Genomic DNA, 13,799 nt, shown 5'->3' on the forward strand with positions numbered 1-13,799 from the left:
TTCGGGCTCACCCAGCCACTCGCGGAGACCTCCGGACGGCCGGAATTTGCCACAGTTCGGCAAGGGCAGATCAACATTCGTGTGACAGGCTCACGGTCCTCGATCACAATGGCCGAATGGATGCCTCGCAGGTGGAACTACTCCGCACGATCGACCCGGTCGAGCTGGGGAAGCGGATCGGCTCGGCACGCCGAGCCGGCGGGCTCACCCAGGGTGAGCTCGCGCAGGGTGCGGTCTCGGTCGGATACGTCTCTCGGATCGAGGCCGGCCAACGCCGCCCCACGCCGGCGGTGCTCGAAGCACTCGCCGCCCCGCTGAACGTGGATCCCGCCGACCTGCTCCTCGGCGTCAGCGCCGCGGAGTACGACGACGTACGGCTGCAGCTCAGCTACGCCGAGCTCGCGCTGGAGTCGGGTGAGGCGACCGAGGCCGCGACGAAGGCTGCCGAGGTGGTCTCGCGGGGCTCCGGTCCCACGTTCGCTCCGCTGCACGAACGTGCTCGCCACGTGCACGCGGCCGCACTCGAGGCGCTGGGCCTGCTCGACGACGCGATCATCGAGCTGGAGGATCTGCTCGACGACCTCGCGCCCTCGAGGCAACGACTGAAGGTCGCGATCGACCTGAGCCGCTGCTATCGCGAGTCCGGTGACCTCAACCGGGCCATCGACGTCGGTGGCCAGGTGCTGCGCGGCCTCGCCGGAACCTCGCTCGAGGGTGTCGACGAGGCCGTCCGGCTCACGGTGACCGTCGCGGCGGCGTACTTCGAGCGTGGTGACACCGCCCATGCCGTGCGCCTGTGCCAGCGGGCCGCGCGGACCGCGGAACGGCTGGACTCCCAAGACGCCCGCGCCGCGGCGTACTGGAACATGTCGATGATGGAGGCGCAGCGGGGCGCCGTCCGCAGTGCCGTCGACCTCGCCGAACGAGCGATCGAACTGCTCCGTGAGGGCCAGAGCGATCGCGACCTCGCCCGGCTGCAGGCACAGCTCGGCATGATGCAGCTCGAACTCGACCCGCCGCCCCTCGACGATGTGCGGCACAACCTCGACCGGGCCGCGGAGCTCTACGCATGGGCCAACGCGAGCCCCGCCGACCTGGCGCGCAACGACGTCGCCCGGGCCCGGGTCCATCTGCTGCAGGGCGAGGAGTCCTCGGCGCGGGCGCTGGCTGACGACGTGGCCCGGCGGACCGACCCCGAGATGCCGATCGTCGCCGCCGAGGCATGGCTGGTGCTCGGGCAGGCCGCAATGGCGACCGGCGACCGAATCGGTGCGCTGGCCGCCTACCGACGTGCGGTCGAGCTGATGACTGGCATCGGCGCGGATCGCACCGCTGGGCAACTGTGGTTCGAGCTCGCCGACCTGCTCGAGCAGACCGGCGCGGTCGAGGAGTCGCGAGATGCCTACCGCAGCGCCGCGGCGGCCGCCGGCCTGCGGGCTCCCTCGAGGCGCGCCGTCCGCGTGGAGCAGAGCTAGACGACCAGCCCCACAGCCTCCCACCGCAGGCCGCCACCAGCGCCAGGCTCAGCTCCCGTCCGGCTCAGCAGCACCAATTCCCGGTGGCGCTGACATGGGTGTCGGCCGTGGCGGCCGCATGACCACCCACGCCCACCACTGCCGCCAGGGCAACCATCGTCGTGGCCACGACAAACTTCGCGCGTCGCATCATCTTGATCTCTCCAACTGTTGAGGTTCAGGCAAATGTCGATCACGAGCGTAGGCCGCGAGCGCGGGCTGGGGGAAGGAATCGGGCCCAACGGCACACGCAGGGAGGCGGTTCTCGCGATCTTTGCCCTGACCGGGGTACGAGACACGGCGATGGAGTGGAGTTCAGGCAACATGGTGTGGCAAGCGCGCGAGGTCAAGCTCAGTCCCACGATGTCGACGCCACGGCCGCCTCGCTGTCGCCGGAGTCGAGCGAGAATCTCCGCGTCGCAACCGACGGCCTGCCTCGCACCGGTTGCCCGCCTTCGGAAGCGGCGCGTCGCCGGGAGCGATCCGCGAGAAGAGGAGCGGTTGATCCGCCCGCGTGACCCGGAACGGCACCGCGGGCGCCTCGACCTCGAACGGCCCGAGCGCGGTCGACGACACCCCTGTCATCGAGATGCGGATTCATGCCCACGACATGACGCACCGCCGCATGGACATGGCACCAATCCGGCACCAGCCGCTCAATCCGGCGTCGCCCGGCGATCTACGAATGACAGGGATCGCAGGCTGACCTGCGACTTCATCGAGTGGAGCGTAGGGGACTCGAACCCCTAACCCCCTGCTTGCAAAGCGGGGTGATCCGCGGTTTCACGCTCAGCAAGCAACCCTCTGACCTGCGGTTTTACGGTCAGGAGCGGACACGAGTGTCCGCCACTCTGGCATACATCTGGCATACATCTGGCATACTGACGGCCGTATGCCAGATGGTTCGGGAGGAGTGGGCCGATGCCGAGTCGTGCCGCTGCGGGCAGCGTCCGCAAGATCCATACCAAGGCGTGCAGCCAGTTCAAGAAGTGCACGTGCGGTGGGCGCGGCACCCACACCAAGCCCTGCCCGAAGGCGATCCGCTGCCGCTGCGACGGCCGGTGGCAGGCCCGGGTGACCTCTCCGATCGGCGCCATCGTCAAGGCGCCCTCCACCTTCAAGGCGAAGATCGACGCCGAGGAGTGGGTGAAGGCCGAGCGCGCCCTGATGGAGGACCCGACGTCCTACGTCACCGCCGACATCCGGCTCGAAGCCGCCAAGGAACAGGCCCGCATCGACGCCGCCAACACCTTCGCCGCGTACGCCGAGCGCTACCTCACCTCGCGAGAGCTGCGTCCCAAGACCATCCGCGAGTACCGCGGACTCCTCGACCGGACCCTGCTGCCCGCCTTCGGTGACACGCCCTTGAAGCAGATCACCCGCGAGTCCGTACGGACCTGGCACGAGGCACTGTCGAAGAAGACTCCCGCCGCCAACGCCGCGGCGTACCGCTTCCTCCGCTCTGTGATGGCCGCAGCCGAGGACGACGAGCTGATCGACCGCAACCCGGTCCGCATCCAGAAAGCCTCGACCGCCCACGTTAAGAACCCACAGCGCCCCTCACCCGTCGACGAGATGGCCACCATCGTCGACCACATGCCCGAGCGCCTGCGGCTCTTCATCGTGCTCGCCGCCTTCGCAGGGATGCGCGAGGGCGAGATCTTCGAGCTCCGTCGCAGCGACATCGAGCCGATCTCGGGCTCGATCTCGGTCACCCGCAAGATCGAGAAGGACCCCGACCCGAAGGCGGATGGCGCCTGCGCCGACTGCGGCCGCGTGATCGGACCGCCGAAGACCGAGAGGGGCATCCGCACGGTGCACCTGCCGCCGGAATTCCTCCCACTGCTACGCGCTCACCTGCTCGCCCACACCGCGCCGGGCGCGAACGGACTGCTCTTCCCGGGCGAGCGCAAGGACCACATGAGCGCCCGGTACCTCCTGGACCGCTACAAGGTCGCCCGCGAGGCCGCCGACCGACCCGACCTCACTATCCACGGCCTGCGCCACTCAGCCCTGACCCTCGCCGGCCAGCACGGCGCTACGGCAGCCGAGCTCCAGGCACGCGCCGGCCACGCATCCCAGGCCGCGATGGCGATCTACCAGCACGCCACTGTCGACCGTGACCGCCAGCTCGCTGAGCGACTCGGGACCACCGTGGCCGCGTCGAAGGCCTGGGCCGGGCTCCTGGGTGACGAATAGGTCTCGCTCAACTCGCCCGATGCTCGGCCCAGTGGTGACCGAGCCATTGGACCTGGCTGTCATGCAGATCCGCACGTAGCCGTTGATCGTGAAGGCGGGCGTACTGCGGATAACGCTCGAGCGGATCTGCGACGTCCACGCGGAGCGTGCTTGGGTCGACGGCCAACCAACCGTCATCGAAGAGACGGTGGACGTCCCGACGGAGGAGCAGCCCCCCGTGTTCATGGTGAACACCGAGCTGCGCGTAGCTGTAGAGATGGCCGGCTTCCAACACGCGAGAGGGCGCCTCACCCGTGAAGGCGCAGCTCTCACCTTGGCTGGCGAGCAGGTGTTCCCTGAACTGCCTTTGACCGCGCCGCACGCGGACGATCTCGAGGCGGTGGCCCTGTGGGAAGAAGAAGTCCGGCCTGCGATGGTCGACGCGCTCGACAGCCCGGTCAGCACCCTTGGCTGCGATTGCGGTCCGAAAGTCGTCCCAACGGAGCGGCCTCATGCTCAGTTGGCTGCGTGGCGACTCGCACAGTGTGCGCAGGTCAGCTCCTGGGAGGAGGTTGTCGAGTGCCGTCCAAGCAGCGTCGTGACGGGACCGGTACTCCGTGACCGTCACCGTCTGGCTACGGGGGACGTCGAACTCCGCGCCGCACTTGTAGCACTTGTAGAGCGGAGACTTCTCCTTGCGTGCTTTGATGCCCGCCATTCCGCAGACCGCGCACTTGTAGAGGAGCTTCTCCTTCGTCTCGGTTGCGATCTCCTCGATTACGGAGAGCCCAAGCAGCCGATCCTTGTCCCAGAGCGCGATTCGGTCGCCCTCCTTGATGTTCGCGTGGTTGGGCACTGTGCTGTCCCACGTGTAGTAGACGTCGACCTGGTCGTCGTACCCACTGTTGCCGCCGTGTTGGCGGTTATCGCCGACGGTCATGAGGAGCCAAGCGTTCGGCTCGCTCAGACCCTCCATGCAGCGAGCTTCGCATTCGCTCGCTCTTCTCGCCAGATTTCTCCTTACTTCCCGTCCTACGCCGATAGCCTGACAAGGTCCTCGAGGGAAGGAAGCCCGTGCAACTGACGACTCGTGAGCAAGCCGCGCTCGGTCAGATCGAGATGCTGATCAGGCAAGGCAAGTCGGAAGACGAAGCGGCGGAGACCCTGAAGGTTCTACTTGTGGGCGAGGAGGATCTCGTCGACCGGGTGGTTCAGTTCCGCCATGACGTCGCGCAGCAGCGAAGGACGATCGCAACCGACCGCGCCCTGTTCGACCCAGAGGACGAAGCGGAACCCTGGTACACGGGACCGGGCGAGCTCGATGTGTTCTGGCCGGATCTGAAGGCGTCACTTCTCGCCGATCCGGCGTGGGCCGAGGCCGTTCCCAGCTTGGATCAGTCCTCGACCGACATCGTCGGCCTCCTGGCCGATCCGCACAATCCGACGATCAGGACGCGGGGCTTGGTCCTCGGCTATGTGCAGTCGGGCAAGACAGCCAACTTCACCGCAACGATTGCGAAGGCAGCGGACGCCGGGTACCGGCTGTTCATCGTGCTGTCGGGCGTCCACAACTCCCTGCGACGCCAGACCCAGCTGCGAATCGATGAGCAGCTCGTCGAGCGCCAACCTGTCCGCTGGGTGCCTCTGACTGATGAGCACCGAGATTTCGGCCAGCCTGTTCGGGCCCTGCCGCTCCTCCATTCGCCCGACCTCCGAATGATGGCGGTGGTGAAGAAGAACGTGTCCCGGCTGACGCGGCTCCGCGACTGGCTTCGGGAGGCGGAGAGGCACGGCGGACTCGAGACGTGCCCGATCCTGATCATCGACGACGAGGCTGACCAAGCGAGCCCCAACGCAGCACGGGACCCCGAACTCGACCGTACGAAGATCAACGAACGCCTCACAGAGTTGCTCGCACTACCGCGAGTCGCCTATGTCGGATACACCGCGACGCCGTTCGCGAACGTTCTGGTGAATCCGGCCGACGCGATGGACATCTACCCTCGCTCGTTCATCTACGCGCTCGCCAAACCGTCGACCTACTTCGGCTCCCGCGAGCTGTTCGGCGCGTCGGTCTCGGAGGACGAGTCGACCGTCGCTGACCAACCTCACGACATGATCCGCATCGTCTCCGACGACGAAGCGACCGAGCACTCCACCAAGGCGCTGCTCGCGGAGGGTCCCTCGGTGACCGAAGCCCTCGCAGAGGCCATCTCATGGTTCATCCTCGCCACGACCGCGCGAAGGGTGCGCTCTGGCGTGCTGAAGCACTCGAGCATGCTGGTGCACACGACGATGCGGGTTGACCCCCAACTGGCCTACATCGAGCCGATCCGAGCTTTCGTCAAGGGGATCGGTGCAGACGTACTCGCTGGGAGGTTCAGCGCTCTCCAACAGCTGTGGGAGCGAGAGATCGCGGCTGAGCCTGCGGCACGCCATGACTTGCAGGCAGTTTCGTTCGACGAGCTCATTCCTGCCCTCCTCGCAACGATCGATGAGTTGAAGGTCTTGGCCGACAACGGCCTCTCGACGGACCGGCTGGTCTATGACGACAAGCCAGCCACCGTGATCGCGGTCGGCGGCAACACGCTGTCCCGGGGGCTGACCCTCGAAGGACTGGTCTCGTCGTACTTCCTGCGAAGCTCCAACACCTACGACACCCTCCTGCAGATGGGCCGCTGGTTCGGATATCGCCCGGGCTATGGCGACCTGCCTCGGATCTGGACCACTCAGCAGCTTGCAGACGACTTCGAATTCCTGGCCGAGATCGAAGACGCGCTGCGCGCAGAGATCACCAGATACCGAACGATGGATGGAGCGACGCCGGCTAACCTGCCCGTCCGGATCCGCCTACATCCGCGGATGCAGGCGACGTCGCGGGTGAAGATGCATTTCGCCATCCGGGGCGAGGCATCGTTCAGCGCCCAGCGACCACAGACGACGTACTTCGCCCATCGCGATACCGCGGTGATCACTGCCAACCTTGATGCCGGACGGCGTCTGCTGGTGGATGCCAAGGGATCAGGGGCGACGGAAGATCGCGAAGACAGTCGCGTCGTGCTCAGGGACGTCCCGGCTGAACTGGTCAAGCAGTTCATCCGCGACTACCGGTTCCACGACGACAGCGAACTCACCCCCGACCTTCTCGAGAAGTACATCGACAGCCAGCTCGCGTGCGGCGCCCTGACCAAGTGGAACGTCGCGGTGCTCGGGATCAAGAACCCCAAACGAGCCGTTCCACTGGGGCTCACGGCCGACAGCCCCTTGATCGCTCGATCGAAGTTGGAGCGGCAGAGCGACTCGGGCCGCGCCGTGATCGGAACCCTCATGTCCAAGCCCGATCGAGTGGCCGACCTGCGGCCTGCGTCTGCGGTCACGACCGCGACCAGCGATGAGGAACTCCAAGCCATCCGGGACGCGGACGGTAGGGGTTTGGTCGTGCTCTACCCCATCGATCGCGACTCGATGCCGAAGAAGAGCGCGGCTGGTCGCATACCCCTAGATGCCGCCGGCGATCTCCTCGGAGTGGCGCTCTGCTTCCCGACAGCAGCCGCGGGAAGTGAGGCCACGGACACGATCCAGGTCGACGTCAGCGCGCTGTCGTCGACGGACGATGAGGCGCTCCAGGCCTACGAGGACCTCGAGGGGTCACAGGATGAGGTGGACCTCGGAAATGGCTAGCCAGGACCTCGACGGCGTTTGGACGGTGTTGGCCACATCTCCTCCGAAGTCCGGAATCTCGGTATCTCCGGCCGGGAGCACCGTCTCGGCGGGGAAAGTGCTCATCGGCGTCGATCAGGAGAACCGCCGCCATCTGTTGATCCCCCTCCTGCCCGGCGAGGCAGCACGTACCGACTCGCGCGGCCGCGGCGTGCACATCGCGCGCCTCAGTCACGGCGATGCCACATACCTGACCGTCTACTGCCTCCTCCCAGAGCTGCACCAGGTCTTCACTCAGTTCTGTCGCGAGTTGATCGTCACGATTGCGGACGCGGCTTCGCCGGCGAAGGAAGCAGCCGCTGCCCTGAACCGATGGCGCACGCTCTTCTCCGACGCGGAGCGGATGGGTCTGCTCAGCGACGAATCGCTTACTGGCCTTCTTGGTGAGCTGCTCGTAGCTGAGCGACTCCTCGTCGCGGGAGCGCCTAGTGATCTCCGGTTCTGGGTCGGCCCGTTCAACGACCTGCACGACATGCGCAGCTCGACGCACGCCATCGAGGTCAAAGCAACGATGGTGCGAGAAGGACGCATCGTTTCGATCTCGAGTGTCGACCAGCTCCAAGAACCGGATGGCGGGAACCTCATCCTGGTGCACACCAGGTTGGACCGTGACCCAGCGGGCTTCAGCCTCCGCGACCTCGTCGATCGCGTGCTCGACGCAGGCGCACACACGGACCAGGTGAACCGTCGCTTGAACGAACTCGGGGTCGGGGCTGCCGACCTGGCCGCGGGCTCCGCTCGCAAGTTCAAGGTTGCTGACACACGCGCCTACGACGTCGCAGGTGCCGCATTCCCGCGACTGCTCCGCTCGTCGTTCGTGGCTGGTGACATTCCACCTGGGACGCTCCAACTCAGCTACGCGATCGATCTGACGAACGAGCCGCCGCACGCACTCAACGACGACGCGGTGAGCGCCGCGTTCACCGCACTCGCCGCGGAGGCTGCTCATGCGATGGATTCCTGAGCCGAAGCCGCCGACCGGTGGACTCGCGGCGGAGGGCTTCTACAAGTTGCTCGGGCGGCCTCGGCTCGACCCGTTAACAGTGCTTGTCCGAGAGACGGCCCAGAACAGCTGGGACGCTCGACTAGAGGATCGCACCCCTGTCGACTTCAGTATTCAGGGCTGGGTGCTGGACGACAACGAGCGCCGCGCTCTCCAAGAACAGGTCTTCGTGGAGTGCAACAAAGCCAAGGGCACGTCTCTGGCTACCGAGCTGGCTCATCCCGTGCTCCTCGGCCTCTACATCACCGACCGTGGCACGAAGGGTCTGGGTGGTCCGCTGCAGGCCGATCAGGTTGATCCCGACAACACCTACGACTGGGTCGACTTCGTACTGAACGTCGGGGAAGCCAACACGCAGGGGCACACCGGTGGAACCTACGGTTTCGGCAAAACCATCTCGTACGTCGTTTCTGCCGCCAATGCTGTCGTGATCCACTCCCGCACGACACACCGCGGACGGACGCAGAGCCGCCTGATCGCGTGCGCCATCGGTGAGAAGTTCACGCGACAGGGCCAGTGGTTCACTGGGCGTCACTGGTGGGGCGAAACGGGTGATGAGGCCCCGGTGCCCGTCACCGGACGTGAGGCCGACCGGATCGCGACCGCGATCGGAATGCCTCAGTTCGAAGACGGCGAAACCGGGACCAACATTCTTATCGTCGCACCCGACCTCGGGGGTCGCTCGCCCGAACAGGCGATGCGCTTCATCGCAGAGTCCGTCACATGGCATCTCTGGCCGAAGCTGATGCCTCGGAAGGGCCGCCGCATGCCGATGAGTATCCACGTCAGCTGGAACGGTGAGGAGGTCCCGATCCCACGTCCAGAGGAGCGGCCGCCGCTCCACGGTTTCGCCCAAGCGTTCCGAGCCGTCCTCGACGGCGAGGCGGCCAAGGACGTCCCAGGTCTCAAGATCGACCCGATCCATTGCCTGCGGCCCAAGGCACGCGTCGGCACCCTGGTGACGGTGCCACTCATCCACCGCGAACGGGTACAGGTCGATGACGGCCACGACCCAGACGACCCGGACTCCCCACGTGCGGCTGCTGCGATCTCGGGGGTGTGCCATCACGTCGCGCTGCTACGAACGCCAGAACTCGTCGTCGACTACCTGGAGGGGCCGCCTCCTCCCGAGGGCGGCACGGAATGGGCAGGGGTGTTCCGCGCTCACGACGACCAGGACAAACACTTCGCGCCGGCCGAGCCGCCGACACACGACTCGTGGAACCCGGAGCTGCTCCCTAAGGGGCCGGGCCGGACGATTGTGAACGTCGGTCTTCGCGAGATCAGGACATCGCTGGAGAATCGCTGGGCTGCACGCAAGCGCGCGGGCCACGCGGAGGTCGCCAGTACGGCACTCATCGCCGACGAGCTGGCTCACCTCATCGGATCGGTGGACGGCAGGGGCCGAGGGAGGCGTCGCAAGGAGTCCGGGGGCAACCCACCCGGCGCGACCCGCCCGAAGGTCGACTTCGTGTTCTCAGGGCCGATCGAACTCGAGGGCGAGCTCGCGACCGTAGCCCGCGTCCGGGTCACGCCCGCACCCTCCTCAGGTACGACCCGCCTTCACGTCGCCGTGGCGGCCGCACTCGACGGGAACTCGGCCGACGCTGAACTCGACCCGGACCTGGCTCTGATCGCCGCGAATGTCGCAGGAGTCCCGACCGCGGTAGCTGGCCGCACCAAAGCACTGGCCATCGATAGCGTCGACCCGGTCGAGCTCGAACTGATCGTTCGCCGAGGACCCGAGACCACGGTTCTTTTCGATCTCGAAGCCGAGGCCGTCCGGTGAAGCGCCCGATCGTCCCATTCCTCACGCCGCAGGATTCGGCGGTGAGCCACGGAGACTGGCTTCTTCGATCACCGGAAGGCGACGCCCCGCTGCCGAAGGAGATCCCTCACTGGGACTACCAGACGATCCTCGAGATGGCAGCGCCTGTCTCCGTCGATCGTCGCGCCGTGACCGAAGCCTGCCACTTGGACCGAACGAGCGGCCTGGCGATCCTTGTGATGGCCAAGTCGTCCCATACGAACGCCGAGATTCTCGCGGCTCGGCTCGACCTTCCGATGGCGGATACCTTCGATCTTGCGGTCGAGCTGCGGCTCGAAGGACTCGAACTCGGCGGGCGCCTGACCCTCACCACACTTCTCGTCGTCACGGATCCGAAGCCACTCGACCGCCTCGCTCCGCAGCATCCGGGAAGCATCGTATGGCGGACCAGTCACTTCACAGACCTTGAGGGCGTGGGGACGCAGTTCCCCACCGACACCATGGATTTCAAGTCCGCGGGCCTCGACGCGGACGCGGCTTGGCGGTTCAGGGTCGACCTGTCCGACCCCGAGGCTCGGTTCATGTCCGCCGCCCGGCTCACGCTGAATTCGACTCACCCGGCGATCACGAGGCTGCTCGCTGGAGCCAAGGACGCCGGCACCGAGCAACTGCTCCGTACGCTCAACTGGGACGTCACACGCCAGATGGTGTTCGCCGCCCTCAACAGCGAAGACGTCGCCGGGCTGGAGCCGGATCCCGATGCAGTCTCTGTGGCGGGCGTACTTCGTAACCTTCTCGGTCGGATCTGGCCCTCGGTCACTACCGCAACGCTTCGGCAATGGCGGATCACAGACCCCGCCAGGATCGAAGTCCACCTACAACACAGCGTGAAGTTGGTCGGTTGACTTGGGCACGCTCATCTATCCCCGGCTGCCCCGCGACGTCGCACAGAAGTTGATCGAGGAACGAGCAGGAGCTCCCGTCACCGCGCTGGCGGACCTCTCCTCGCTCGCACATCCGGACGCCGAGCCGTCCGCGACTGGGGGTCACCCCGCAGACGCCGGGAAGCTGGCCGAGATCCGTGACGCGATCCGCGCGATCGCTGAGGACGCCGGCTATCCCAAGTCCCTCGGCACGTCGACCCAAAGCTTCGATCGACCCTGCGGAACCACCCTGCACCGGATCATGGACATCGTCCCCGCCGACGCGGCCGAGGAAGGCGTCTGGTCCTTCCTGAGCCTCGTCGTGGTTCCCGAGATCGGGCCTTGGCGTTTTCCTGGCCGGTCCGACGAACGACTTCTCGGACGACCTAGGAACGTCCTGCGACGCACTTGGTGGAGGGCATGGGCACTCGGACCTGACCTTGAGACCGCGCCCGAAGGGTGTACACCGCTGGGCGAGGACGAGTCCGTGCAGATCATGGAGCGGCCATCCCTCGGGGGGAATCGTCGTACGGCACGAGCCCTTCAGGCGGCACTCTGGCGAGCGGAGAGGAACGGCCTGCCCGCAGCGCGCTCCGAGGTGATGCGCGAGCTCGCTCGCCGCCTACGGGGTACGAAGTCGCACATCGCTCTCGACGCTCTCGACGATCAGTCGCTTGATGAGCTGCTCGACCGTCTCACATCGGACGCACTGAAGAGCATGGCGGGCTAGAGACACCCTCGGACGTGCGCCGATGTTGTCGGTCGCCGACCGTAGACTCGGCTTGGTGACAGCAACGCCGACCCTTCAGCGCATCGATCGTGGTCAGGCCCTGCGTCTCGCCCCTCATGGCGATCACTGCACGGACGCCGAGGAGCTGGTGCAACTCGCGAGGTCCCTCCGAAAGAAGAACAAGCGCCAACTGCTGGCCGCCGACCTCTTCTCCGGCGCCGGCGGGATGAGTTTGGGCCTCGAGCATGCCGGCATGAAGGTCATCTTCGGGGCTGACTTCGATCAAGATGCGCTCCAGACCCACGCGCACCACTTCGCCGGTATGTCAGTTGGCTGGGACCTCGGTGACCCGGATCGTGTCGCGGAGGTCGGGCAGATACTTCGTGCAGTCAACATCGACGTGCTCGCCGGTGGTCCTCCCTGCCAGCCGTTCTCGAAGGCAGGTCGATCGGGGATGCGGTATCTGGTCCAACACGGCCTGCGCGAACCTCACGACAAACGACGCGACCTGTGGCAGTCGTACCTGGAGATCGTGCGGCTCGCCCAGCCCCGTGCCGTGATCATGGAGAACGTTCCCGATATGGCCCTAGACCGCGAGATGTTCATCCTGCGCTCGATCGTCCGTCGGCTCGAGGATTGGGGTTACTCCGTCCAAGAGCGCGTGATCGACACGTACAAGTACGGCGTACCGCAGTTCCGCCAGCGGCTGATCCTTGTCGCCGTTCATGGCGGGCTCGAGTTCGACTGGCCGGCGGAGTCGAACAAGAAGGTCACGCTCGGTAATGCGATCCGCGATCTGCCACCCGTCGGCTCAAAGGAAGGCTGGCTCTCCGACGAAACCCGTCAGGTGTGGCGCAAGTACGACGGACCACGCTCCGCGTTCCAACGTGAGATGCGGGCCGGCGTTCCTGGACCGCACGCGGACCGCGTCTACGACCACGTGACACGGCGGGTCAGAGATGACGACGAAGCAGCCTTCGAGTACCTGGACACCAAGACCAAATACTCGGAGCTTCCTGACGAATTGAAGCGATACCGCGACGACATCTTCGACGACAAGTACAAGCGGTTGGACGCCGATGACCTTTCCCGGACGATTACGGCGCACATTGCCAAGGACGGCTATTGGTATATCCATCCGGAGCAGAACCGCACCTTGACCATCCGAGAGTCAGCGCGGATCCAAACGTTCCCCGACCACTACCGATTCTCCGGGCCGCCAACCGCTGCGTTCAAGCAGATCGGCAATGCGGTTCCGCCGCGCTTGGCGCGTGCCATCGGCGGCGCGGTGGCGCGGGTACTGAACGAGGGCGCGAAAGCGAGCGCGCTCGACACCACAACGACTCGCCGGGCGTTGGCTTCATGGGCGCGCAGCGCGAACGCGATCAGTCCCTGGCTGCGTTCCGGCTCTCGGTGGCTCGTGGTCCTCGGTGACACGCTCCTCGGAGACGAGTCCGAGACGACCGTCGCGGCCCTGTGGCCAACCGTCGCATCGTGGTCGACCCATGAATCTTTCGCCTCCGACGCAGAGCGGGCCTTGGAGGTCGCATCATGGCTGGGAAAGACCGAGACCGCATCGATCCTGGTCGACCTAGCGCGGACGGTTGGCGCGGAAGGCGGCTCCCTGGATGACGAGCACCTCGGTCAGCTAGTCGCGCGCGGACTCCTGCGTCGACCGGCAGCTGAGCTTGCGATGATCGCGGATCCGGAGGGCGAGGAGCCGGTCATCGCGAATACCTCTGCGCTTCGTGTGGCCGGGCGCTTCTTCCAAGGCACCGAGAGGTGGCTCAAGAACAGGAACTCCGATGGTCGGATCGCCGTGGGCCGCCTCATCGGCTTCGACGAGGAAAGCCGCCAAGCCCAGGTCGCGCTGATCGAGTTGGGTGCGCGGCTGTGTACGCCCAAGGCGCCTTCGTGCGATGTCTGCCCACTCGTCGAATGGTGCAAGTACGCAGAGCGCTGA

Annotated in this window: 10 protein-coding genes and 1 tRNA gene; 9 read left to right on the top strand and 2 right to left on the bottom strand. The window is 66.1% G+C overall.

Features of this window, described 5'->3' with window-relative positions; genetic code table 11:
* Positions 1-116 precede the first annotated feature (116 nt).
* Together QM638_RS20730 and QM638_RS20735 are read left to right on the top strand one after the other, a co-directional pair.
* The gene (locus QM638_RS20730) at positions 117-1,475 is read left to right on the top strand and encodes a helix-turn-helix domain-containing protein (RefSeq protein ID WP_415145172.1); all 1,359 of its coding nucleotides are present in this window, start codon (positions 117-119) and stop codon (positions 1,473-1,475) included.
* 553 nt (positions 1,476-2,028) lie between these two features.
* Complete coding sequence (locus QM638_RS20735) at positions 2,029-2,220, top strand: hypothetical protein (RefSeq protein ID WP_415145174.1); 192 nt, start codon at positions 2,029-2,031, stop codon at positions 2,218-2,220.
* A 17-nt stretch (positions 2,221-2,237) separates the two neighbouring features.
* Here QM638_RS20735 and QM638_RS20740 read toward each other — a convergent pair.
* A tRNA-OTHER gene (locus QM638_RS20740) sits at positions 2,238-2,305 on the bottom strand.
* 130 nt (positions 2,306-2,435) lie between these two features.
* On the opposite strand from QM638_RS20740, the gene QM638_RS20745 reads away from it, so the two are divergent.
* Positions 2,436-3,713 (top strand): tyrosine-type recombinase/integrase, encoded by a 1,278-nt coding sequence (locus QM638_RS20745; protein ID WP_415145176.1) that lies wholly within the window; start codon positions 2,436-2,438, stop codon positions 3,711-3,713.
* Positions 3,714-3,720: 7 nt separating this feature from the next.
* Here QM638_RS20745 and QM638_RS20750 read toward each other — a convergent pair whose 3' ends face one another.
* Positions 3,721-4,668 (bottom strand): HNH endonuclease, encoded by a 948-nt coding sequence (locus QM638_RS20750; RefSeq protein WP_415145178.1) that lies wholly within the window; start codon positions 4,666-4,668, stop codon positions 3,721-3,723.
* A gap of 98 nt (positions 4,669-4,766) precedes the next feature.
* On the opposite strand from QM638_RS20750, the gene QM638_RS20755 reads away from it, so the two are divergent.
* From QM638_RS20755 to dcm, 6 genes are all read left to right on the top strand, one after another.
* Positions 4,767-7,373 (top strand): Z1 domain-containing protein, encoded by a 2,607-nt coding sequence (locus tag QM638_RS20755; RefSeq protein ID WP_415145180.1) that lies wholly within the window; start codon positions 4,767-4,769, stop codon positions 7,371-7,373.
* Positions 7,366-8,376 (top strand): PD-(D/E)XK motif protein, encoded by a 1,011-nt coding sequence (locus QM638_RS20760; protein ID WP_415145182.1) that lies wholly within the window; start codon positions 7,366-7,368, stop codon positions 8,374-8,376. The genes QM638_RS20755 and QM638_RS20760 overlap by 8 nt, the downstream gene beginning before the upstream one ends.
* Positions 8,377-8,539: 163 nt before the next feature.
* Positions 8,540-10,204: a hypothetical protein gene (locus QM638_RS20765; RefSeq protein WP_415145184.1), complete on the top strand. Its 1,665-nt coding sequence runs from the start codon at positions 8,540-8,542 to the stop codon at positions 10,202-10,204.
* The gene (locus tag QM638_RS20770) at positions 10,201-11,088 is read left to right on the top strand and encodes a hypothetical protein (RefSeq protein ID WP_415145186.1); all 888 of its coding nucleotides are present in this window, start codon (positions 10,201-10,203) and stop codon (positions 11,086-11,088) included. Before QM638_RS20765 ends, QM638_RS20770 begins: the two co-directional genes overlap by 4 nt.
* Position 11,089: 1 nt before the next feature.
* Positions 11,090-11,836: a hypothetical protein gene (locus QM638_RS20775; protein WP_415145188.1), complete on the top strand. Its 747-nt coding sequence runs from the start codon at positions 11,090-11,092 to the stop codon at positions 11,834-11,836.
* 55 nt (positions 11,837-11,891) lie between these two features.
* Positions 11,892-13,799: a DNA (cytosine-5-)-methyltransferase gene (gene dcm / locus QM638_RS20780; protein ID WP_415145190.1), complete on the top strand. Its 1,908-nt coding sequence runs from the start codon at positions 11,892-11,894 to the stop codon at positions 13,797-13,799.

The organism is Nocardioides sp., assembly GCF_047606145.1.
GTDB lineage: Bacteria > Actinomycetota > Actinomycetes > Propionibacteriales > Nocardioidaceae > Nocardioides.